This window comes from Enterobacter chuandaensis, assembly GCF_039718975.1.
Classification (GTDB): Bacteria; Pseudomonadota; Gammaproteobacteria; order Enterobacterales; family Enterobacteriaceae; genus Enterobacter; species Enterobacter chuandaensis.
In genome coordinates this window covers 2356586-2379447 of sequence record NZ_CP097173.1, presented here as the reverse complement: position 1 = coordinate 2379447, position 22862 = coordinate 2356586, and the positions used below count along the sequence as shown (strand labels likewise).

At 55.5% G+C, this 22862-nt stretch carries 24 protein-coding genes; 7 read left to right on the top strand and 17 right to left on the bottom strand.

Annotation, left to right across the window (positions count from 1 at the left end):
• Positions 1-11: 11 nt before the first annotated feature.
• The 3 genes from yjjJ to MX657_RS11660 all read left to right on the top strand — a co-directional run bounded on the left by yjjJ (position 12) and on the right by MX657_RS11660 (position 2525).
• Complete coding sequence (gene yjjJ, locus MX657_RS11670; RefSeq protein ID WP_346805834.1) at positions 12-1316, top strand: type II toxin-antitoxin system HipA family toxin YjjJ; 1305 nt, start codon at positions 12-14, stop codon at positions 1314-1316.
• Between the two features lie 285 nt (positions 1317-1601).
• Positions 1602-2045 (top strand): PACE efflux transporter, encoded by a 444-nt coding sequence (locus MX657_RS11665; protein ID WP_346805833.1) that lies wholly within the window; start codon positions 1602-1604, stop codon positions 2043-2045.
• Between the two features lie 117 nt (positions 2046-2162).
• Positions 2163-2525 carry a DUF4406 domain-containing protein gene (locus tag MX657_RS11660; RefSeq protein WP_252001605.1) on the top strand — a complete coding sequence of 121 codons (363 nt, stop codon included), beginning with the start codon at positions 2163-2165 and terminating at the stop codon, positions 2523-2525.
• Positions 2526-2556: 31 nt separating this feature from the next.
• Here the strand turns inward: MX657_RS11660 and MX657_RS11655 are convergent, their stop codons facing one another.
• The gene (locus tag MX657_RS11655) at positions 2557-3318 is read right to left on the bottom strand and encodes a DeoR/GlpR family DNA-binding transcription regulator (RefSeq protein WP_252001604.1); all 762 of its coding nucleotides are present in this window, start codon (positions 3316-3318) and stop codon (positions 2557-2559) included.
• A gap of 86 nt (positions 3319-3404) precedes the next feature.
• On the opposite strand from MX657_RS11655, the gene MX657_RS11650 reads away from it, so the two are divergent.
• On the top strand, positions 3405-3989 hold the full coding sequence (locus MX657_RS11650) for an NUDIX domain-containing protein (protein ID WP_119915645.1): 585 nt from the start codon (positions 3405-3407) through the stop codon (positions 3987-3989).
• A 76-nt stretch (positions 3990-4065) separates the two neighbouring features.
• Positions 4066-4824 carry a trans-aconitate 2-methyltransferase gene (tam, locus tag MX657_RS11645; protein ID WP_336238691.1) on the top strand — a complete coding sequence of 253 codons (759 nt, stop codon included), beginning with the start codon at positions 4066-4068 and terminating at the stop codon, positions 4822-4824.
• A 6-nt stretch (positions 4825-4830) separates the two neighbouring features.
• Here the strand turns inward: tam and MX657_RS11640 are convergent, their stop codons facing one another.
• The 6 genes from MX657_RS11640 to MX657_RS11615 all read right to left on the bottom strand — a co-directional run bounded on the left by MX657_RS11640 (position 4831) and on the right by MX657_RS11615 (position 10301).
• The gene (locus tag MX657_RS11640; protein WP_346805831.1) at positions 4831-6021 is read right to left on the bottom strand and encodes a cytochrome c biogenesis protein/redoxin; all 1191 of its coding nucleotides are present in this window, start codon (positions 6019-6021) and stop codon (positions 4831-4833) included.
• A gap of 135 nt (positions 6022-6156) precedes the next feature.
• Positions 6157-7455, bottom strand: a complete 1299-nt coding sequence (locus MX657_RS11635) for an ATP-binding protein (protein ID WP_346805830.1) — start codon at positions 7453-7455, stop codon at positions 6157-6159.
• Positions 7452-8192: a response regulator gene (locus MX657_RS11630; RefSeq protein ID WP_265193867.1), complete on the bottom strand. Its 741-nt coding sequence runs from the start codon at positions 8190-8192 to the stop codon at positions 7452-7454. Before MX657_RS11630 ends, MX657_RS11635 begins: the two co-directional genes overlap by 4 nt.
• A 44-nt stretch (positions 8193-8236) precedes the next feature.
• Positions 8237-9232: an alpha/beta fold hydrolase gene (locus tag MX657_RS11625; RefSeq protein WP_346805829.1), complete on the bottom strand. Its 996-nt coding sequence runs from the start codon at positions 9230-9232 to the stop codon at positions 8237-8239.
• A gap of 145 nt (positions 9233-9377) precedes the next feature.
• Complete coding sequence (locus MX657_RS11620) at positions 9378-9818, bottom strand: GNAT family N-acetyltransferase (protein WP_217478633.1); 441 nt, start codon at positions 9816-9818, stop codon at positions 9378-9380.
• A 12-nt stretch (positions 9819-9830) separates the two neighbouring features.
• Positions 9831-10301 (bottom strand): GNAT family N-acetyltransferase, encoded by a 471-nt coding sequence (locus tag MX657_RS11615; protein WP_333015813.1) that lies wholly within the window; start codon positions 10299-10301, stop codon positions 9831-9833.
• Positions 10302-10488: 187 nt separating this feature from the next.
• On the opposite strand from MX657_RS11615, the gene MX657_RS11610 reads away from it, so the two are divergent.
• Positions 10489-11037 (top strand): GNAT family N-acetyltransferase, encoded by a 549-nt coding sequence (locus MX657_RS11610; protein ID WP_346805828.1) that lies wholly within the window; start codon positions 10489-10491, stop codon positions 11035-11037.
• Here the strand turns inward: MX657_RS11610 and MX657_RS11605 are convergent.
• The 9 genes from MX657_RS11605 to sad form a co-directional block, all read right to left on the bottom strand.
• Positions 11025-11939, bottom strand: coding sequence for a bestrophin family protein (locus MX657_RS11605; protein ID WP_080327083.1), 915 nt, complete (start codon positions 11937-11939; stop codon positions 11025-11027). The two genes, MX657_RS11610 and MX657_RS11605, sit on opposite strands and share 13 nt — an antisense overlap.
• A 201-nt stretch (positions 11940-12140) precedes the next feature.
• On the bottom strand, positions 12141-13592 hold the full coding sequence (locus tag MX657_RS11600; RefSeq protein WP_252001596.1) for a tagaturonate reductase: 1452 nt from the start codon (positions 13590-13592) through the stop codon (positions 12141-12143).
• A 116-nt stretch (positions 13593-13708) separates the two neighbouring features.
• Positions 13709-14236, bottom strand: a complete 528-nt coding sequence (locus MX657_RS11595; protein ID WP_346805827.1) for a GNAT family N-acetyltransferase — start codon at positions 14234-14236, stop codon at positions 13709-13711.
• 82 nt (positions 14237-14318) lie between these two features.
• Positions 14319-15284 carry a sensor domain-containing diguanylate cyclase gene (locus MX657_RS11590; protein ID WP_346805826.1) on the bottom strand — a complete coding sequence of 322 codons (966 nt, stop codon included), beginning with the start codon at positions 15282-15284 and terminating at the stop codon, positions 14319-14321.
• Positions 15285-15394: 110 nt separating this feature from the next.
• On the bottom strand, positions 15395-16843 hold the full coding sequence (locus MX657_RS11585) for a GGDEF domain-containing protein (protein WP_346805825.1): 1449 nt from the start codon (positions 16841-16843) through the stop codon (positions 15395-15397).
• Positions 16844-16950: 107 nt separating this feature from the next.
• Positions 16951-17313 carry a DUF4186 domain-containing protein gene (locus MX657_RS11580; protein ID WP_346805824.1) on the bottom strand — a complete coding sequence of 121 codons (363 nt, stop codon included), beginning with the start codon at positions 17311-17313 and terminating at the stop codon, positions 16951-16953.
• Positions 17313-18215 carry a glutaminase B gene (gene glsB, locus MX657_RS11575; protein ID WP_429844926.1) on the bottom strand — a complete coding sequence of 301 codons (903 nt, stop codon included), beginning with the start codon at positions 18213-18215 and terminating at the stop codon, positions 17313-17315. The genes MX657_RS11580 and glsB overlap by 1 nt, the downstream gene beginning before the upstream one ends.
• Before the next feature lie 86 nt (positions 18216-18301).
• On the bottom strand, positions 18302-19891 hold the full coding sequence (locus tag MX657_RS11570) for a methyl-accepting chemotaxis protein (RefSeq protein ID WP_346805822.1): 1590 nt from the start codon (positions 19889-19891) through the stop codon (positions 18302-18304).
• 107 nt (positions 19892-19998) lie between these two features.
• Positions 19999-21387, bottom strand: a complete 1389-nt coding sequence (gene sad / locus MX657_RS11565; protein ID WP_119915631.1) for a succinate-semialdehyde dehydrogenase — start codon at positions 21385-21387, stop codon at positions 19999-20001.
• A gap of 98 nt (positions 21388-21485) precedes the next feature.
• Between sad and ptrR the strand changes: the two genes are divergently transcribed.
• A complete protein-coding gene (gene ptrR / locus MX657_RS11560; protein WP_080327092.1) occupies positions 21486-22364 on the top strand; it encodes a putrescine utilization regulator PtrR in 879 nt (292 codons plus the stop codon).
• On the opposite strand, the gene MX657_RS11555 is transcribed toward ptrR, so the two are convergent.
• On the bottom strand, positions 22318-22800 hold the full coding sequence (locus tag MX657_RS11555) for a GNAT family N-acetyltransferase (RefSeq protein ID WP_119915629.1): 483 nt from the start codon (positions 22798-22800) through the stop codon (positions 22318-22320). The two genes, ptrR and MX657_RS11555, sit on opposite strands and share 47 nt — an antisense overlap.
• Between the last annotated feature and the right edge of the window lie 62 nt (positions 22801-22862).

Here is a 22862-nt window from a genome sequence, read left to right as displayed (position 1 = left end):
GATTCATCTTCATGACAAACCGGTCCGAAACGATACGACAGTTGCTGAGACAAGGCCCAACATCAGTGAGGCAACTTACTGATGTTATGGGAATTAGTCAGCCAACCATCTCCAGAGCGATAAAAGCACTGGGTGATGAGGTTGTACGCGTTGGCGCCGGTCCATCTATTCACTATGTGCTGCGAGACCCGTTTCGTGGGTTCAGTTCGGCACCCATATATCGCATAACTGAAGAGGGGAAGGTCAAACCGCTGGGACGGCTCATTCCGGTTTATCCAGATGGATTTGTGATGGAACAAACGGACAATGTCTGTCTCCATAGCGACGGGCTGCCGTGGTGGTTGTTTGATATGCGGCCTCAGGGATATCTTGGTCGCGCGTATGCATCCCGATTTTCATCCGACCTTGGCCTGCCGGCAAATCCAGAGATCTGGAGTGACTCTGATGTTATCAGGGCCTTGCTGGCGCATGGGCACGATGCGGTTGGAAATCTGTTAATAGGAGAACAGGCACGAAACCATTTCGTGGAGATGCCGTCGCCTGTTGCAGTGGACAGGGCCACGGCATACCCGTCGTTGGCTCTGGCCGTGAGTTCCGGAGATGTACCGGGTTCGTCTGCTGGCGGCGAACAACCAAAATTTTGCACCTATACAGAACGTGGCCACGTCATAGTCAAATTTACAGCCGCGGACGAAAATCCCATCAGCGAGCGCTGGCGAGATTTGTTGCTCGCCGAACATCTTGCTTTAAACGTCCTTGGTGTCGAAACAGAGGTATTTGATTTCGGTGGACGGCGTTTTCTTGAAATCCCGCGGTTCGATCGCACAGGACTGCTTGGGCGTAAGGGGCTTTTTTCTTTGCGGGCTCTTGAGGCTGAGTTTGTTGGCCGTGCGAGAGAGGCGTGGCCTGTTCTGGTTAATGAGCTGGTTAAGCAGGGCTGCGTTCATCCTGATGCAGTGGCTGGAACAGCACGACTCTGGGCGTTTGGTATGCTAATTGGCAATACCGACATGCACCACGGTAATCTGTCTTTCATCAGTGCGCATGGTCGTCCATATCATCTTGCGCCAGCCTATGACGTTCTGCCCATGGGGTTCGCGCCGAAGTCAGGTGGTGAGATCGTGAATACGCTTCGCCCGGCATCGCTACTTGATGCAATAGAGGGAGAGATCTGGCATGAAGCTCTGGAACTGGCTGAACGCTTTTTTACTTTAGTCAGCGGTTGCGAACATTTCTCTGCCAGCTTTGCACCATGCGTGACGGCATTACGCGCACATCTTGACGAGGCGAGGTCAAGGATATCGCGTCTGGGATAATGAGCATGAATCCCGCCAGGGTATGGCGGGTTTTTTACCAGGTTGCAACGGGAGGACAGAAATTAATGACTTGTTGGATTTAGGCCGGTATAGATATGTAGCTTCAATATCTTATTTAACATAATATACATTATGCGCACCAATGTAAGATTTGGCAAAATCTGCCTTTCTACAGCCATGATTGCCCTGGTCATTGAAAGCTTGCTGGCTGCCAACTTCTACGTTTATACAATGTTAAAAGACGTTTGATATACTCCAGGCTTTGACCACCGCTGCTGTAGACTTATGGAAATTGAACTCGATAAAAGCTTCAAAGAAAGGATTTTCCACGCTGTCATTTTTGAAGTGACGGCTAACGTTATCATCGCTCTGTCTCTTGCATGGCTGATGAACGTTTCGGTACTCCAGTCCGGTTCGTTGTCCGTGATATCCGCACTTACCGCAACACTCTGGAATTTTATCTTCAATAAGCTCTTTGACTCCCTGCAGAAAAAACATCAGTTTCAACGAACGTTCCTCGTTCGCACCATCCATGCGGTTGGGTTTGAAACGGGCCTTATCGTCACCTTGATCCCTGTGGCTATGTTCATGCTGAATTTAACGATCGCAGAGGCATTTTTTGTCGAGATTGGCCTTGTGCTGTTTTTCCTGCCATACACGATGCTCTTTAACTGGCTCTATGATTACCTGCGTTGGACATTAGTTGGGAGTAAACGGTCTGCTGTGTAGCGAGATTTCACCCGTTTGCCTGATTGTGCTTGATATTGCACGGTAATGCCGATTATTATCCTCGTGATATGACACATAAACCTGCAACTTCATGCAAAAACACTTAACGAGGTGGATATGACGCAACAGTTGATTTTGATTGCTGGTCCCTATCGAAGCGGTACCGATGGCATTCAGGCCCGCATTGATGAAAATCTTGCCCGTCTTGAACGAGCTGCATTAGCCGTTTACCAGCGCGGCCACGTTCCGGTGATTGGTGAATGGCTGGCGCTTCCACTGGCGAAGGCCGCGGGCTCGACGTCGGTTGGCGATGAAATTGCAGAATCGATGCTGTATCCCGTTGCACACCGGCTTATCGCAAAATGCGATGCGATTTATCGTATTGCCGGCGCGTCTCAGGGCGCGGATATGGACATAGAGGTTGCCCGGAAACACGGCCTCACGATTTATACCACGCTTGAAAGCATTCCTCAGGTTTAACGGTGCCCGCGCCAGCCAGTTTCTGGCTGGCTCACGCGTTAGCCAATACGACCGATACCCCTTTTTCCGATACCGCATTAATCCAGCCTTGATCGGTATCGCCTTCAACCACAATCGTATTCGCCAGCGCCACATCGCCAATCACAAATGATGACGCCGTATTTATTTTTTCCGGCGACGCCAGGACAACCGTCTCGGCGGCTCTGCCGGAAAATGCACGTTTGATGCTCGCCTCTTCGAAATCTCCGGTCGTCAGGCCTGCTTCCGGATGGATGCCGGTCACGCCCATAAAGAACAGATCCGCATGAATATTTTCGATACCTTCGATGGCCGCCGCGCCGACTGCGACAATCGAGTGTTTATACAAACGGCCGCCGATCAGAATCACCTCAATAAAAGGATGATTAACAAGCCCCAGGGCAATGCTCGGACTGTGCGTCACCACGGTAATGCGCAGGTCATGCGGTAAAAAGGCGATCAGTTCTGAGGTGGTCGTTCCACCGTCAACGATCACCACCTGGCCTGAAGAAATCAGCTGCGCTCCCTTCTGCGCCACCTTTCTTTTGGCATCAATTTTAACGGACTGTCGTTCCGCGAAAGGCACAATAGCGGAAGACGACGGCAGCGCGCCGCCGTGAACCCGCTGTAAACGCCCTTCTGCCGCCAGCTCGCGCAAATCGCGTCGGATGGTGTCTTCAGACACATCGAAGAGAATGCTGAGCGCTTTTGACTGGACCTGACCTTCGGCGCCGAGCTTTTCAAGGATTAACTGTTTTCGCTGACTGGTGAGCATCCTGGATTCCTGATCTTGCATGTTTAATCTTGAAACTGCACGTTAATGCTGATATTGATAGTTACTCTACGTAAGGAGGACGAAACGTGCAATCAAAACGTGCAGATGTGCGCATCATTGACAGTGAAACCCTGTCCGATAACTGGTACTTACTTAAAAAATATACCTTTGACCTGCAAAGACGCGATGGCGAATGGCAGCGGCAAACGCGTGAAGTTTATGACCGCGGGAACGGCGCCACGATCCTGCTCTACAACCGTGACCAAAAAACGGTGATTCTGACCCGCCAGTTCCGCTTCCCGGTGTTCATTAATGGCCATGAGGACGATCTGATTGAGGCGGCGGCCGGTTTGCTCGATAACATGGATCCGGAAAGTCGCATTAAGGCTGAAGCGGAAGAAGAGACCGGGTTTAAGGTGTCGAGCGTGCAGAAAATCTTTGAAGCCTACATGAGCCCAGGCTCCGTCACGGAGAAACTCTATTTCTATATTGCCGAGTATCAGCCGAAGGACAAAACCAGCGCAGGCGGCGGTATCAAAGCGGAGGGAGAAGATATCGACGTGCTGGAAATGCCCTTTGAAGAGGCATTGCGGGGAATTGATACGGGTAAAATCGTCGACGGAAAAACCATCATGCTGCTCTATCACGTTGCTCTGAAAGGCATTCTGTAACCTGCCCGACGCCTGTTCCGGTGCAGGTGTCGGCCTGTGCTATCCTTCCTGAAACACGCAAAACGGAGATCTGAAGATGGCCGACTGGAACCCTTCTCTTTATCTGCAATACGGCGCTGAACGAACGCGCCCTGCCGCCGAGCTGCTTGCCAGAATTCCACTGAGTGACGTCGGCACCATCGCCGATTTGGGCTGTGGGCCGGGAAACAGCACCGCGCTGTTGCGGCACCGCTGGCCGTCATCGCAGATCACCGGGGTCGATAACTCACCGGCGATGCTGGAAGAGGCACGTAATGCGCTGCCCGACTGCCACTTTGTCGAGGCCGATATCCGCCAGTACAAGCCAGGCCAGCCGTTGAATCTCATCTATGCGAACGCATCGCTACAGTGGATCCCTGACCATTACGATCTCCTGCCGCACCTGGTGTCACTGCTCACGCTCAATGGCGTGCTGGCGATCCAGATGCCGGACAACTGGCTTGAGCCCACGCATGTCGCGATGCGTGAAGTGGCCCTTGAGCAAGGCTACCCGGACCGTGGCCGCGAACCGCTGCCTGGCGTACATGCCTATTACGATATCCTGTCGGAGGCCGGTTGCGAAGTGGATATCTGGCGGACAACCTATTTCCATAAAATGCGCTCCCACCAGGCCATTATTGACTGGGTAAGCGCCACCGGTTTGCGCCCGTGGCTCCAGGAACTGAACGAGAGCGAGCAGCATCGATTCCTGGAACGCTACCATGAACTGCTGGAAGAGCAGTATCCGCTCCAGGAAAACGGGCAGATACTGCTGGCTTTTCCACGGCTGTTTATGGTGGCTCAGCGTCAGCCCTGAACGGGGCTATGAACGGGCTTCTTTGAGCAGCTGCTGGATAACCTTTTCCTGCTGCTCATAATTTCCTTCGCCAAATGAGGTATAGCGGAGCTGCCCTTTAGCATCGAAATAGTAGTGCGCGGGCCAGTACTGGTTGCCGAAAGCGTTCCAGATCTGGTAATTGTTATCCGTTACGACCCGGTACGGCAGCTGCCATTTATTAACCGCATTTTTCACCGAGGCGATCGGTTTTTCCCAGGGATATTCCGGCGTGTGAACACCGATGACGACCAGCCCCTGAGACTGGTACGTTGTCGCCCAGTCACGCACGTGTGGAAGCGTATGCTGGCAGTTAATGCAGTCCCAGGTCCAAAAATCGATCAGAACCACCTTTCCTCGCAATGCTTCAGACGTGACAGGGTCACCGTTTACCCACCCCGTTCCACCGCTTAACGAAGGCAGCTGACTGCTGGGCTCGGTCATAACGACCGGCTGGAGCTTCGCCGGTTGATTGACCGGTTTTGCCAGGTTCAGCAGCGTGGTTTCAAAGCGATCCGCCACGCCGTTTGCGCCTTTCAGAGCCGAGGTCATTCCGGTGGCATTAACGACGACAGCCGCTAACATCGCCACGCCCGCCCCCTGACGTAACCTTTCCATCAGAGAAGATTTTGCTCTCAGCGGTGCCATCAGCGTGCGGCCACCGAGAACCAGCAGGCCGAGCATCAGCGCGCAGCCGCTACCGTAGGCGGCCAGCAACGCCCCGGTGGCGATGGCTGAATGCCCTGCAATATTGATGCTGAAAATGGCGCCAAGAATAGGCCCCGCGCAGGGAGACCAGAGCAGCCCGACCGCCAGACCGGCCAGAAAAGCGGAAACCATACCGCGTGTCTTACCGCTTCGGCTATTCAGGAGATTTCCCGCGCTGACCGCAGGCCCGGCGATGCGCTGGGCGAAGGAGGGAAAAATTAACGCCAGCGCGGCCGTGGCCAGGACGATAAGCGCGATCCAGCGCCCGACGATAGTTGCCTCTGCTATCCACTCGCTGGCAACGGTGACGGCCATCGCCACCAGGGTGAACATGACGATCATCCCCGCGAGCAGCGCCAGAATGTGTCGCCGCTGCCCCTGAAAACCGGCGAACAGAAGAGGAATAACCGGGAGCGTACATGGACTGAGCAGGCTTATCATCCCGCCCAGGAAAGCAATTATCAGAAACATAGACACCTCACAATACAAGTCCTGCGACGCTGCAGTGAGGCTATTTCAACGTACGGATGTGTTCAGCATATGTGTAAAAGCGTAGGTTTTGTCTGGCTCTGTATCGCCCATGCGCGGAGATACAGAACCGTACAATTAACGGCGCGGGAGAGTAATCGAAACGTCCAGCCCGCCCTGTGCGCGGTTCGCCAGCTTTAGCTTTCCGTCCAGCTGAGCGGTGAGCTGCGCAGCGATCGCCAGGCCGAGTCCTGTCCCGCCGGTGTCGCGGTTGCGTGATGTTTCTACCCGATAAAACGGCTGTAATACCGCCTCCAGCTCGGCATCCGGTATTCCCGGCCCGCCGTCCATAATGTGAATCACCACCTCTCCGGTAGTCGAGTCGTCAATGGTAATGGTGGCGTAGTCGCCAAATTTCAGGGCGTTATCCAGTAGGTTGGTCATCACCCGACGAAGCGCCTGCGGCCGCGTCACAATGGGTATACGGGTCTCGCCTGCCTGAAATTGCACGTTTTTTCCGATGTCCTGATAATCGCAGGCGATGCTGTTGATCCAGGCGTTCAGTTCCAGCTTCAGCGAAGTCTCTTCCAGGGATTCTGATGACCGGGCATACGCTATACCCTCCCGCACCAGGCGCGACATATTATCAAGATCGTTTAAGAGCTTGTCGCGAAGTTCAGGCTGCTCCGCCATTTCGACGCGCAGCTTCATGCGGGTGATCGGCGTCTGCAGATCGTGCGAAATGGAGGCCAGAATCTGCGCTCGCTCCCTGAGATAAGACTGGATGCGCGCCTGCATCGCGTTGAAGGCATGGGCGGCCCTTTGCACCTCCAGCGGCCCCTTTTCCGTCATCGGCGTGCTGGCCGCCGGGTCCAGAGAGTCAACCGCGCGGGTGAATTGCGAAAAAGGCCGAATCACCTGCCGCACGGCGATCCAGGAGCAGGCCGCGAGCAACAACAGCTGCAGGATAAGGACAACGGGCAGCCAGCTGGCGACCGGCGGCATGCGTGGGATCAGGTCAATGGTCAACGGCGCGCCGTCGCGTAACCTAAGGTGCGCCTGAATGTGCGAAATGGGCCCGGGAACAGCGGTGAAGCTGAGCGGGTACTGTGCTTCGAGCGTCGCTTTTAAGGTACGGATGGCGTCCCGCGAACGCTTGTCCGTCGGCGCGTTAGCGGGTTCCCCTGGGCCGAGGATGTAACGATAATTACCCCGTTCGAGGCGCGGCAGCCATGCCGCGCGTTCATTGGCCGGCAAGCGGTCTAAAATGGCCACGCTGGTTGCGACATCGTATTCCAGATTACCGAGCATCACCGTGCGGGCGCTGTGCATGCGTTCAATCATGACCAGCGTCAGGCTCAGGGCGTTGGCCAGCAACAGGCCGGGAAGCACAATGATCAGCAGGCGGGCCAGCAGAGAGCGTGGCCAGAGTGTCATTCGTTGGCCTCTTTGATAGTAACCGGCATGGTAAATACGTAGCCCTCGCTGCGCACGGTTTTGATATACGCGGGCGTGCGGGCATCTTCATTCAGCCGCTGACGGACCCGGCTAACCAGAAGGTCGATTGAGCGTTCAAACAGCTCGGCGTCGCGCCCCTGCGTCAGGTTGAGCAGCTGATCGCGGGTCAATACGCGCTGAGGATGGTCAAGGAAAACGCGCAGCAGGCGATACTCCGCCCCGCTGAGCGCCACAATCACTCCTTCCGGGTCGATCAGGTGTCGGGCAACGGTATCGAGCTGCCATTCCCCGAACATCACCAGCCGCCCTGCCTCCGTGACCTGTAAATTGGGCGGCATCGTGCGAAAACGCCGTAAAATGGCTTTGATACGTGCCAGCAATTCCCGCGCGACAAAAGGCTTCACGACGTAATCATCGGCCCCCATTTCGAGACCCAGGATCCTGTCCGTCTCCTCGTTGCGTGCCGTCAGCATCAGGATGGGCAAATCTTTGTGTTTACCGCTGCGTAGCTGCCTGCACAATGTAAGACCATCGTCCCCGGGCATCATCACGTCCAGCACCACCAGGTCGATATGCTGTTTATCCAGCGCGACGCGCATCTCTTTGCCGTTTGCCGCGCCAGAAGCGCGATAGCCGGACTTAGCGAGATAGTCGACAATCAGTTCACGAATATCCCTGTCGTCATCGACGACAAGGATATGATCAATATGCTCCACCGAACTCTCCAGACCGAAGGGTAACGTACTGAAAATAGCACATTTCAGAGTTTGTCAGCGTCAACAACTGCCTTGACGAAATCCTGCGGATCTTCCTGAGGCGGATTGTGCCCCACGGTTGCGCCGAAGGTACGGTGTTCATACTTACCGGTGAATTTACCCGCGTAGGCCTGCGGTGCCGGATGTGGCGCACCGTTGTTTCCGCCTTCGATGGTGATTGTCGGTACGGTGATATTTGGCAGCGTGGCCAGTTTTTGCTCGTAGGCATCGTATTTGCGCTCGCCTTTTTCCAGCCCTAAGCGCCAGCGATAGTTACTCAGCGTCACCGCGACGTGGTCCGGGTTATCAAGGGATTTGGCGCTGGCGTTGAAGGTTGCGTCGCTAAATTTCCAGTCCGGCGAGGCCTGAGACCAGATCAAACGCGCGAAGTCATGGGTGTTTTTAGCATAGCCTTCAGCACCGCGCTCTGTGGCGAAATAGAACTGATACCACCACTGCTGCTCCGCTTTTGGCGGCAACGGTTGTTTACCGATCTGCTGACTGCTGATGAGATAACCACTCACCGAAACGAGTGACTTAACGCGCTCTGGCCATAACGCCGCAACGATATCCGCGGTGCGGGCACCCCAGTCGTATCCTGCGAACACGGCCTGTTTAATGTTCAGGGCATCCATCAGGTTCACAATATCTTTCGCCATTGCGGAAGGCTGGCCGTTGCGCGGCGTTTTGGCTGACAGGAAACGCGTAGTGCCGTAGCCGCGCAGAGAAGGCACAATTACGCGGTAGCCTTTTGCCGCCAGTGCGGGCGCGACGTCGGCGTAGCTGTGAATATCGTAGGGCCAGCCGTGTAATAAAATGACCGGCTGGCCGTCTTTCGGACCGATGTCGACATACCCGACGTTAAGATCGCCGGCATTAATTTGCTGCGGGTGATCAAAGGCTGCCGCGAAATTTGTGCCGGTGACTTCGGCCTGACAGGACATTACGGTTCCAAGAGAAACGGTCAGTGCGAGAGTTGAGTAAGCAAGTTTGCTGAACATGTTGATATCTCCGGTTGAGTACAATTTACGGGGATATATCAACACCGCAATGTATAGCGGATATGTGCGGAAACGACTTTATTGCAAGCCTGCGTATGTATCCGGAATACAGATACAGTGTGATACAAACACAGGCGTTTTTGCCTTAAAGAGAGAGACGATAGCGGACGTAGTCGTCAGCGTCACCGTATTGGTCATAGAGTTTACGCGCCGGATTGTTCTCCCGGGTGACCCAGTAGAGCTTTGACCACCCTTCGCGCTTTCCTTCCGCTATCAGGGCGTCGATGAGCGCTTTTCCTGCTCCAGCACCGCGTTCGGCGGCATCAACAAACAGATCTTCCAGGTAGCAGATGGGTGCGGTTGACCAGGTTCCTTCGTGCAGAACACACATTGCGAAACCGATGACCTTTGCGTCTTTCTCTACCACGCGGCAGAACATCGGAGAATGCGCTGAGAGCGCCCTTTCCCATGTCGATGCGGTAACGGACTCCTCGAGGTAGCAATCATAAAAATGGGTGTAGCCATCCCACAGCGGTCGCCACTGGGGATAGTCGTCTTCGCGTAGAGATCTTACCGTGACAGCCATGCGTTCCTCACATTACAAGTCGATTGCCATTTCAAAACAGCGTAAATGAGTCCCCGCCATACGCGAGTGATGATAGTTTTCGCGTAGCGTCACGAACCCCAGCTTCTGATAAAAGGTCTGGGCGTTAGGCGTTGCATCTAACCTCAGGCGGGTTAAGCCGTGGCTGCGCGCCTCGTGTGTAAGCGCCTCAATAATTCGGGTCGCCATGCCTTTTCCGGTGGCTGCGGGCAAGGTGAATATGGCCTCCAGGCAATGTGTATCAAGATCCAGATAACCGGTTGCCGCAATCACGCCCTTCTCGTCTTCCACCACGTAAAAAGGATATTCAATGACCATTTGGCGGTAATGCTCGGGCATCAGATCCGGCGTCCAGCGTGCAATCACGTCAGCCTCGTAGCTGGTTTTGCAGCCGTGACGAATCGCCTGATTGCGAATATTCCAGAGTATTTCGGCTTCATATGGCTTAGCTTTTCGTAACGTCATTTCACCTCTCTCCCTGCTAGTGCCGCGGCACTTGTAACCACTTGTCCAAGTTGACGTGTGAGCTCAACCTGAACCGGTCCGGTTGGAAAGCGCTTCGGATAGAGACCAGAACGTATATAGAATGTGATAGAAGTGAAAATACCAGAACGCAAACAAAAACATAACGCTTAAATAAGGAGATCCGCAGATGAAGATACCGACCCTCACGACAGAACGTCTCCTGCTGAAACCGCTGGTTGCCGAAGATGCGGTTCAGATTCAAAAGCTATATCCGCGCTGGGAGATCGTCCGCTATATGGTCTCTTCCGTGCCCTGGCCCTACCCGGATAACGGTGCGGAAAATTATGTCAACAACGTCGCGCTGCCGGATATGGCAAAAGGGATTGCCTGGTTCTGGAGCATCCGCCGTAGTGAGGTGCCGGATGAGTTAATGGGGATTATCTGCCTGTACGACGTTGACGATAACAACCGCGGATTCTGGCTGGCGCCGGAGTTTCAGGGACAGGGATATATGCGTGAGGCCAGCATTGCGGCGACGGATTACTGGTTTAACACCCTGAACAAACCGGTTTTGCGTGCCCCGAAGGCCGCCGCTAACAGCCGCTCCCGTCGTATTTCAGACAGTAGCGGCATGCGGCTTATCCGAACGGAAAAGAAAGCCTACGTCAGCGGGATGCTGGACTCCGAGCTGTGGGAGATCACCCGAGACGAATGGAACGCCCGTCAGGTCAGCTGATAATACTTATCCGGCATCATTCTTTCGGGAATGTTCTCTTCATCGTTCATCTGCAGCAGATCGCGTTCCATCATGTTGCAGATGGCGTCCAGCGGCAGGTCGTTATCTTCTGTCCCAAACGGGTCTTCCAGCTCTTCCGCCAGGGTGTCCAGCGAGATAAAGGTGTAAGAGATCAGGGCTGAGACGAACGGCGTCATATAGTGCAGGTCAACGACCAGCGCGAACGGCAGCATGATGCAGAAGAGATACACCGTGCGGTGCAAAATCAGCGTATAGGCAAACGGTACGGGCGTTGTCGCAATACGTTCACAGCCGGAAAGGACGATGGACATATCGTTCAGACGGTTGTTCAGGCTGTGGAACAGGATGTCCGAAAGCTGTCCGTTACGCCGCCGCACGGCCAGCCACTCCCCCATGATCAGTAAAATACGGTTCGCCGGCGAGTTGGCATCCATCACTTTGCGTAAATCATCAGGAGTGAGATAAGGCGCCAGCCGATCGGCGCGGGTGTCCCGGCGCAGAGTCATGCGCAGGCAGTGAGCAAAGGCGATCTGCAGGCGGACAAACTCGCCCAGGTGCTTATCGTCAGGCAAGGTGTTTTTTACCTCGCGAAACAGCGAGCGTGCCGCTATCATCAGTTGCCCCCACAGCTGGCGAGCCTCAACGTAGCGTGAATAACAGGCATTGTTTCTGAAACCCAGAAAGATCGCGATTGCCACGCCGAGAATGCTAAATGGTGCCACGGTAAATTTGATGCCCAGCGAGCTATACCACGGCAGCATCAGGATAACGGCAATAGAAAGCAGGAAGTTGAGCAGCAGTCGGGTGTAAATCTTGGGAAGTACCGAACCGTGCCAGACAAAAATCAGTTGTAGCCAGTGCTGTTTAGGACGAACAATCATAGTGAGTTTCAGGCAAGAAAAGAGCGTGGCTATTAAACGTGATCCCCCTCACAGTTGCAAGCTTGTTAACGGGACATTGCATTTTCTCACCTGATTAGCGAAAAGCGCACGGTGCTGCATGGATTTTTAAAAAACAAAGAGAATAGTATGTTGTAACTAATTAGGGTTGTATTTAAACCCGGCCGAAGCCGGGTCACGTTATCAGCAAAGCGGTTTGACCGCTGCGCGCATCCCCTTCAGCAGAATGGTATCAAGATCCCGCGTCACCTGGTCAACCAGACCATTCACCTGCGTCAGGTCCTGTTCCCAGTGCTCGCGCACGCTTAGTACCGACTGCACCAGGTCATGGGTACTCAACTGCTGGTCTCGATGCCGGGCCCAGAGCTGTTGATAACGTTCCAGCCAGAACGCATCATCCTGCACCGGGTAGTTCTCTCCGTTACGCTCCGCGCGATAAAACGCGATCAGTGCTGCTAACGCAAACGTCAGACGCGCTGGCAGTTGACCTGTGGCCTGCTGCCCTGCCAGCAGCTGCGGCAGAATACGCGTGCGGTACTTAGTCATGCCGTTGAGCGCAATGGAAAGCAGCTGGTGTCTGATGTAAGGGTTACGAAAACGCCCGGTAACCGCACTGGCGAAAGATTCCAGCTCGTCACGCGGCAAATCAAGAACCGGAATAATTTCTTCATAAATCGCTTTTTCGACGAAGGCGCATACGTCTTCATCGTTCATCGCCTCGCCTACGGTATCCAGCCCGGCCTGATAGGCCACCGGCACCAGCGCCGTGTGCGCACCGTTGAGAATGGCAACTTTGCGCTCTTTATAAGGCTTGATGTCGTCGACAATCAGCACGTTTAACGGGTACTTATCCAGGCGCAGTTCATGAGCAAGTGAGGCTGGCCCCTGAATCACAAACAGATAGAAATGTTCAGCCGTGTCCAGGAAACCGTCGTGATAGCCCAGCTCAGCCTCAAGCGTGTCCACTTCGTCGCGCGGATAACCGGTCACGATACGGTCAACCAGCGTTGAGCAGAAGTGGTTTGCCTCGTTAAGCCACTGGATAAAGGCAGCAGGTAGCGCCCACTCGCGGGCATAACGCAGGACGAGTTCACGCAGCGCATCTCCGTTGTAGTCGATAAGCTCACAGGGGATGATTATCCAGCCCTTGTCCGGCGCACCGTTGAAGTGGCTAAAACGCTCAAACAGCAGGCGCGTCAGTTTCGCCGGATAGCTCACAGCCGGTGCATCTTCGAACTTATCCCCCGCGTGATAGCCGATCCCTGCTTCGGTCGTGTTCGAGAACACAAAGCGCATATCTGGATTGTGAGCCAGTTTCAGGAACGCATCATACTGGCTGTAGACGCTAATCTCCCGGTTAACGGAGCGGATGACGCGGCTCTCGCTCACCGCCTCGCCCTGCTCGTTCAGGCCGCGAATGATGGTGGTATAAAGACCATCCTGGGTACTCAGCGACGGCGGGAAATCACTTTGAATAGGTCGAACGATAACCACGCCGGCATTGAGATCGGTATGTTCGTTTAACAGGTCAATTTGCCAGTCGACAAACGCACGCAGGAAATTGCCTTCACCAAACTGAATGATGCGGTCGGGATACTGCGCACCGGGGAAATCACGACGGTTGAGCGTGTTCACAATGGGTTCCTTTTATGATTAGTCATACAGCCTGATAAGATTGGTACGATAACTTACCAAAACTTTACGACCAGGAACCCTGTTTCGATCAATCCATTGCGTGGTTGTGAAAATATTTATAAGAATTTATAGAACACGGAGGTGGCCGTCATGACACCGTCCGGCATCAGGGCATAGCGTGGGATCTCACCCACTTTTTGCCAGCCAGCCCGCTGGTAAAAAGTTTCAGCCCCGCTACCGGTGGAAGTATCGAGAACCAAAACCGAAATGTTCCTGGCCCGGGCCTCAGCTTCAAGCGCTTCCATCAGCGCCATTGCGGCGCCTTTACGACGCGCTTTTTCATGCACAAGAAGCTTCGCCACATCTGCACGATGCGGCTGGTTTTCCGGCTGGTCGGTAATCAGCTGCACCGTACCCATCACGCCCAGCAGTGGATCAACACAGGCAAGCACAACGCGCTCCTTCCGCCCTACGCTTTCAGCGATGCCGCACCAGAAAGCACGCGCCTTAGCGAGGCTAAATGGCAACATGAAACTGACCGACGCGCCGCCCTTGACGCAGTTTTCAAGGATCCCGGCCAGCGCATCAAGATGGGTGAGAATATCGTCCCGGGTGAGGTTTTTGATTTGCAGTGAGGTATTCATTTCTTTTCCTTACGTTGAATACCCACACTTTGCATTTAACATTTTTTTAACGCAAACGGTTCGGTCATACGCTTTAATTATGTCACCGGGTGCGCGACCGCTGCTGCTTCATGGCATACATCTTTTCGTCGGCGTCTTTGAGCCACTGCTGCAGGTCATTGCCGTTATGATCGAATTCGCTCAGCCCCCATGAGAAATGAAGCGACCAGGGGTGCAGCTTGCGCGCGTTATAGTTTTCGACCTGCTCGGTAAGATACTGCATGGCAATCCACGCGCCCTTTTCATCGGTATCGGCAAACAGCACGGCAAACTCATCTCCACCAAAACGGACCAGCAAATCCGCTTCGCGGAAAGAGGTGCGCATCAGCTGCGCCATCACTTTCAGCGCCTTGTCACCTTCTTCATGTCCGTAGCGATCGTTAATCTCTTTAAAACGATCCAGATCCAGCCAGCCGAGGGTCAACGGCTCGGCACGGCGTCGGGCGATGGAAAGCGTGAACCGAACGAGCTGATTAAAGCCCCGTCGATTGAATAATCCGGTCAATTCATCGGTGGTTGCCGCGCTGACTGCGGCAAACTCATCCTCAGCCAGCGCGCCCAGGTCGCCCAGCACGGCAAGATCGGAGGCTGAAAACTCCCTGGGGGCGTAGTCAATCAGGCAGAGCGATCCGACGCTTGCGCCGTTACGTAAGCGCAGCGGGAAACCCGCGTAAAACCGCACGCGCGGCTCACCGGCCACCAGCGGATTATCCGCAAAGCGATCATCCTGCAGCATATCCCCCACCACCAGCGGTGCCTCGCTGAGAATGGTATGGCCACAGAATGAAATATGGCGCGGAACGGAATCTGGCGCCTGGCCATCAGCCGACTTAACGATCAGCGAATGCTCATCAATGAGATTGACCATCGCTAGCGGTACCTGGAAAAAACGTTTTGCCAGACGCGTTAAGCGGTCAAACGCGGGCGTACTGTCAATATCAAGCAGACCCGATTCGCGCAGCGAGTTCAGACGTTCCGTTTCATTTTCAGGGGTTGCAGGTGCTTTCATAATGTCTCCTGACGTAAAGCGTTACTCAAAGCGTAGCTTAAACAGAGACATTGTCAGTGTGCCAACATCCTGTTATGCCGCTTATTATTCTCGTCAATGCCTTATGACGATTAACGCAGTTCGGTTTCGCTTCCGGTAGCGGCCGTAACGTGTTCGTCCGGCCCCCGGGCACTGGTAAGATTTCGGCCCGCTTTTTTTGAACGATAAAGGTTATCGTCCGCTTCGGCCATGAGCTTGTTAAAGACCTCGGTTAGCTGCCATGACTCAGATTTTCCACTTCCCAGGCCAATACTGACCGTCAGGGAAAGCGTTTGCTGACGCCAGGTGAAAGGATGTTTAGCGACGGTAGTTCTGATGCGTTCAGCCAGCTCAAAACCATGCTGTGCGTCGCCGGAGTTCACGACCACGGCAAACTCTTCCCCGCCCATCCGCGCCACCATCCCGTCTTCGCCAACAACTCGCTGAACCTGACGGGCAAACGAGGCCAGCACGCGGTCCCCGCACTCGTGGCCGTAGTTATCATTGATGCTTTTAAAGTAATCAATATCCAGCAGCATCACGGTCAGAAAACGCGAATGCCGGTGCGTCTCTTCGCGTTTCAGCGCCTCGTAAAGCCCCGAACGCGAGTAAACCTGCGTCAGAAAGTCATAATCCGCCCGCAGGGAAACCTGGCGGATCAGGGAATTAATCGCCGCCATGCTGACGGATACCATTATCGGGCAGATCGCCATGGTGGCAATGCCGAGCCTGGCGGAGAACATCATTGGGGTCGACAGTGGCGTCGCCACGGCAATATTGATAATGGAATTGGCGACCAGAATGATTTCAGTCGCCCCCGTCATAAACGTCAGCACGCAGGTCGTTGGTAAAGCGTACCGTACCGCACACCAGATAAGCGCAGGCAGCGGGAATGCCAGACTCCCCGCGCCGCCTATCACCACCGACGCGAACACCGAAATAATCAGCGCGATGACCGGCAGCAACTGCTCCAGACGCAGCCTGAGTTCACGCGCGGGCATACGTAACGTAAGCATACACGGCACCACGAGCACACCGGTCGAGAACTGTTCGCTAAACCAGTCGGCAAATAGCGGCCAGAACGTGTGGCTGTCAATCCCAACCGACCCCACCGCGCCGAGCAAGGCACAAAGCAGCGCGGCAATCAGGCAATAGTTAAACAGGCGTAGCGCATTAAGCGGATCGGGCGTTTTCTTCATCAACCGCCTGTCGCGCTGCACCAGCACGGCGACAACGACGATAAAGATCATGTTAGAAAGGTTGATCGTCACTGAGGCCATTCCCCAGCTCGTTGTTACCGCGTCGTACATCAGCATTGCGACATAGGACACCGCGTAGTAATGCAGCCGATTCAGGTAAATATAGCGGGCAAAAATCCCCGCCATCACGCCATTCAGCGGCCAGAACAGCGATAACGCCTCGACCAGCCGTAATTCCGCCCCCACAAAATAAAACAGCGTCGTCAGAATAAAGATTGCCGAGGCATTACGCAGCGGCGTATCGGGTTGGAACAACCTGAAGGCGGTAAGAGCAGGACGCATAAAATATCATTCCATATGGAAGCTTATGGCAATTATTGCGGTCGTCAGCACGATCGGGACTCACTTAACCTGCATCTATAACACAATTACTACAGGATCATAACTCGTCAAATTTGGGCGTTCATATGTATCACCAGCCAGTGGTGGATTACACTGACGATATACTGCTGTTGCTGCGCGGTAAGCTGAACGCCCTGCGGAATGTGATGCCATTTTGCCAGACAGCCCCGGCAGCAGGAGGCGGTGGCATGCTGGGCGATAAACACCGGATGGCCGCGCATGGGCGTCTGTTTGCCATCGTTTGCGGGGTGCGCGGGGGCAAGACGCTTAGCGACAAAATCCGCGGCATGCTGGTCAATGGTTTCGGGGCCTTTGTCCCAGCAGTATTGCCGTTCTTTATTGCCTAAGCGGAAGCGCGAGCGAAATGGCGATCGCGCCAGACGGGAAAAGAGGGGATCCAGATCAGACATCAGTATACGGAACGTCCCAGCCGTTGGGTCAGTTTCTCCAGAGCCGCCACGCCGGCAAGCGAATTCCCGGTTTCATCCAGTTCCGGGCTCCAGACGGCAATTGCCATTTCATGCGGCACAATCGCCACCACTCCGCCGCCAACGCCGGATTTAGCCGGAAGCCCGACGCGCCAGGCAAACTCCCCGGCATTTTGATACATCCCGCTGGTTGCCATCAGGGCATTGACCTGACGCGCCTGCAGAGGGGAAACCACCTCCTGATCGAGATGCGGTGCGTGCCCCTGGTGCGCAAGGAACAGGAACGTCTGGGCCAGTTCGACGCAGCTCATTTTCAGGGCGCAGTAATGGAAATAGTTTTGCAGCACGGTCGCCACGTCGTTGTGGAAATTGCCGAAGGATTTCATCAGCCAGGCGATGGCCGCATTGCGGGCCGAGTGCTCAAACTCGGAGCGCGCCACGACCGGATCGTAGGCAATATCGTCCACACCCGAGAGCTGGCGGACAATCTCAAGCATTCGCTGACGCGGTGCGCTGAGGCGGCTTTGCAGCATATCGCAAACCACCAGCGCCCCGGCGTTGATAAAGGGGTTACGCGGCTTACCCTGTTCGATTTCGAGCTGAAGCAGTGAGTTAAAAGGCTGGCCGGACGGATCTTTCCCCACGCGTTGCCAGATCTCTTCTTCCTCATACTGACGCATCGCCGCGACCAGACTCAGCACTTTAGAAATGGACTGAATGGAAAAACGCTCCGTTGCATCACCTGCCTGGTATCGCTGTCCGTCAATGGTACAGATAGCAATACCCAGCTTATTCCCGCTGACCGAGGCAAGGGCCGGAATATAGTCGGCTACCTTCCCCTTTCCAATTAACGGACGAACCTGTGCCAGAATCTCGTCCAGCATCTCATTATGGATGACCGCAGCCACACTTTGCTCCTTGCCCTCAGGCTAAAACGGGCTGCGAGTATAACAGAGGCTTATGTATTGCGTCAGGCGCTAAGACGAAAACGCGAAACGGCCTGCAATAAAAGATCGGACTGCTTTTGCAGACGTTCTGAGGCCTCTGAGGCGTCAGCGACCAGCAAATCCGTCTGGCGGGAGACCTGATTCAGCGCCTGAAGCTGGTGCGTCATCTGATGAATACTCTCCCCCTGGCTGAGCGTGGCGGTTGAGATCTCATTCAGCAGGCTGCTTAAATTACCCACCAGACCGGTGACCTGCTGCAGATTCTCTTCCATCAGGTTCACGGCGCGGGAACCGTCTTCGATACCCTGCACGGAGCGATTAATCAGCTCCTGAATAGTCTGCGTGGAGTGGCTGCTCTTTCGGGCAAGCAGGCCCACTTCGCGGGCGACGACGGCAAACCCGCGTCCCTGGTTTCCGGCATGGGCGGCCTCGATGGCGGCATTCAGCGCCAGAATGTTGGTCTGAAACGCCACGCTGTCGATCATCGCCACGATCCCGCGCATCTCGGACGATCGCTCGACGATCGCCTGCATGGAGGCATTCACAGTCGACATCATCTTGTCCCCCCCTACCGCGGCTTGACGCGCTTCATCCGCCCGCGAGCTGGCGAGCCTGGCATAGCCGGTATTCCCTTCCACATGGTTTTCCAGCGACGCGATGTGTGCCGTAACCTCTTCAAGCTCTTTTGCCTGACGAGCCGACTGCTGGTACAGCTTCTGGTTTCCCTGCGCCAGGGAACCAATATTCTCAACCATCGCCGTCGTTGCATGGCTGACCTGCGTCACCAGCTGCTGCAGGCCGTGCTGCATGGTCGCAATGCTGTCGCTAAGCTGCCCGGTTTCCCGGTTAAAGCGCATAACATCGGGCGGTGTGCCGGAGAGATCTCCGGCGGCCAGCTGGTTGATGTGCGCAATAAGCCGACGCAGCGGCGTAATCACCCACCTGGACATGCCGAACCAGACGGCAACGGCGATGGCGAGCAACAGCACCGGCGCCAGCAGGAACAATGTTTGCAGATCGGAAAGCTGCGCCATTAAGGTCTGACGCCCCTGCATCGCCTGCTTCTCGCTGGCCTGCTGATAGCGCGCGTAGTTGTCGTTAAAATCGGTCTGAAACGCCTGCGCCGGTACGGCAAAAAAGGCATCAATCGAGTTGGTCCTGACAAGCGCCTCGGATTGCTCTTTAATGGCATCGTAGAAAAGCTGATAGCTGTTCACCAGCGCCTCATCTTTTGGCGGACTGAGCGCCATCCAGGCCTTCCACGCCTGCTGAGACACCGCCAGCGACTTTTGCGCGTCGTCCATCAGGTTGTGCCAGCTTCCTTCCGAGCCGGTCTCTTTATCCTGCATAAACCAGACGCCGGAGCGGTTGAGCAGATCGCTCGCCGCCAGCAGGGAGACGCGCGCCAGATCCAGCTTGCTCTGCTGCTGATACGCCAGAAGATTTTGCTGTTCGTTGCGCTGAGCTTCCTTCAGGGAGGCGTTCAGCAGAAAGGATGAGGAGAGCTGCAGCGCGGAGAAAAGGCCAATAATACAAAAGATACCCGTCAACAGGCCAAACTGACGCGGGATAAGACGCTGCGCAATACGACGAAAAATTTGCGTTAGGTTCATAATTTTCTTCAGTAACAAGACGTTAGACGCGTGCGAGTCTACGAAACGAAAATGACAGAACCATTGCAGATAAATGACAGCGGCCCTCGTGATGAGGGCCGAATAAATTACACGCGATCCTTCCAGACCGTCTGCACATTACAGAACTCGTGCAAACCAAAATGGGAAAGCTCGCGGCCAAAGCCGCTTTTCTTCACGCCACCAAAGGCCACGCGCGCGTCGCTGGCGCTATAGCCATTAATAAACACCCCACCGCACTCCAGTTCGCGAGAGAATTTATCCGCAAGCGCTGCGTCAGCGGTAAAAACGGTGGCGGAGAGGCCAAAGTCGCTGTCGTTGGCAAGCGTCAGGGCGTGCGCCGCGTCTTTCGCAACGGTAATGGCCGCGACCGGACCAAACAGCTCCTGACGGAAGGCCGTCATCGACGGAGTGACGTTTGCCAGCACGGTTGGTGCGTAATAATTCCCCTCACCGCTGATTTTCTCTCCGCCCAGCAGCAGCGTTGCCCCTTCTGCCAGGCTCGCCTGTACCTGCTGATGCAGTTCATCGCGCAGGTCATAACGCGCCATCGGGCCAAGGTAGTTCTCTTCTTTATCGGGCGCGCCCATCTTCAACGCGGCGACCGCGTCAACGAAGCGTCGGGTAAAGGTATCTGCAATACCCTCTTCTACAATGAAGCGTTTGGCCGCCGCGCACACCTGTCCGGTGTTCTGGTAGCGCCCCGCAACCGCCGCCTTCACGGCAAGATCCAGGTCGGCATCGTTGAGAACGATGAACGGGTCGGAGCCACCCAGCTCAAGCACGCATTTTTTCAGTGCCGCCCCGGCCTGCGCGCCAATAGCGGCCCCGGCACGTACGCTGCCGGTGACGGTCACGGCCGCAATGCGGCGATCGTTAATCGCCTGGCTTACGCCATCATTGGTGGCGTTCACCCAGCCGAAAACACCTTCAGGAAGACCGGCATCCGCAAAAATCTGCGCGATAAGTTCCGCCGAGCCGAGCACGTTGGGGGCGTGTTTAAGCAGATAGCTGTTGCCCGCCAGCAGAATTGGCACCGCGCCGCGCAGCACCTGCCAGAGCGGGAAGTTCCACGGCATGACTGCCAGAATCGGCCCCAGCGGACGATACTCTATGACCGCATTGTGATTCTCAACCTGCGTGGGTTCAGCATTCAGCATCGCCGGGCCATGCTCCGCATACCAGTCGCACAGTCCGGCAGATTTAGCGACCTCAGCCCGTGCCTGAAGAATGGGTTTACCCATCTCCAGGGACATCATCCGGGCCATCTCTTCCGCACGACCGCGCAGCGCAGCGCCGAGATCGCGCAGCTTCTGCGCCCGGTGGGCAACGCTTTCGCGCCGCCACTGACGAAAGCCCGCATCAGCCAGCGCGATGGCACGTTCAACCTCTTGCGGCGTCGCCCACGGATACGCAGCGAGCGTTTCGCCCGTTGCCGGGTTAACGGACAGGGCATGTGTAGCAGATGAATATTTCATGATGTTCTCCACGCATTTCTGTTGATTAAGTGTGGCTCACTCTGCTATTTCTTAAAAATGAATAATACTGACCACCTTATTCACGAAACGAGAATGCTATGGATTTAACCCAGCTTGAAATGTTTAACGCCGTCGCGCTGACGGGCAGCATCACCCAGGCGGCGCAGAAGGTGCACCGCGTTCCTTCGAATCTGACGACCCGCATTCGTCAGCTGGAGGCCGATCTTGGCGTTGAGCTGTTTATTCGCGAGAACCAGCGTTTGCGCTTATCCCCCGCCGGGCATAACTTCCTGCGCTACAGCAGGCAGATCCTGGCGCTTGTGGATGAAGCGCGCATGGTCGTCGCGGGCGATGAACCGCAGGGGCTGTTTGCCCTCGGCGCGCTGGAGAGCACCGCCGCCGTGCGCATCCCTGAAACACTGGCGCAGTTTAACCAGCGCTATCCGCGCATCCAGTTTGCCCTTTCTACCGGGCCGTCCGGAACGATGATTGATGGCGTACTGGAGGGAACCTTAAGCGCCGCCTTTGTCGACGGGCCGCTGTCGCACCCGGAGCTGGAGGGAATGCCGGTCTACCGCGAAGAGATGATGCTGGTCACGCCCGCCGGGCATGCAGAGGTGACACGCGCTACACAGGTGAGCGGCTGCGACGTTTATGCTTTTCGCGCAAACTGCTCGTATCGCCGACACCTGGAAAGCTGGTTTCACGCGGACAGAGCCACGCCGGGACGCATTCACGAGATGGAGTCCTATCACGGCATGCTCGCCTGCGTCATTGCGGGCGCGGGCATCGCGCTGATGCCGCGCTCAATGCTGGAGAGCATGCCGGGCCATCATCAGGTTGAAGCCTGGCCGCTGGCGGAAAACTGGCGCTGGCTCACTACCTGGCTGGTGTGGCGACGCGGGGCGATGACCCGCCAGCTGGAAGCGTTCATAGCGCTGCTAAACGAACGTCTTCAACCAGCGCCTTCTCCATAAACAGGCTGAGCGGATCGTCAGCATACGGGGGAAACGCCGGACGCACATCGTATCCGCACTGTTCATAGAGACGAATCGCGGCGGGTTGTTTGATCCCCGTCTCCAGGCGTACCGTGTGGCAGTGACGGCTCAGGGCCTCGTCTTCCAGGGCGGCCAGCAGCGTCTCTCCGAGATGCTGCCCACGATGGGCTGGATCGATATAGACCCGCTTCATCTCCCCCGTTCCGTCGCCGTTGAGCACGATGGCCCCACAGCCCACGGCCTGTAGCTGCTGGTCGCGGACGATCATCAGGATGAGCGACATCTCCGGCAGCGCAGCCAGATCGAGCAGATGATTGCTTTCAGCGGGATAGAGTTCGCTCTGATAGCGGTCAAGCGCCGCTATCAGTTTGAGAATGTCAGGATGACGGGCAGATTCAGAGGTAATGGAATACATGGCAGGCTCCTTGCTTGTTTTTGAGACTCAATTCCAACATAGCGCAGCCCTGCCAGGGTGCT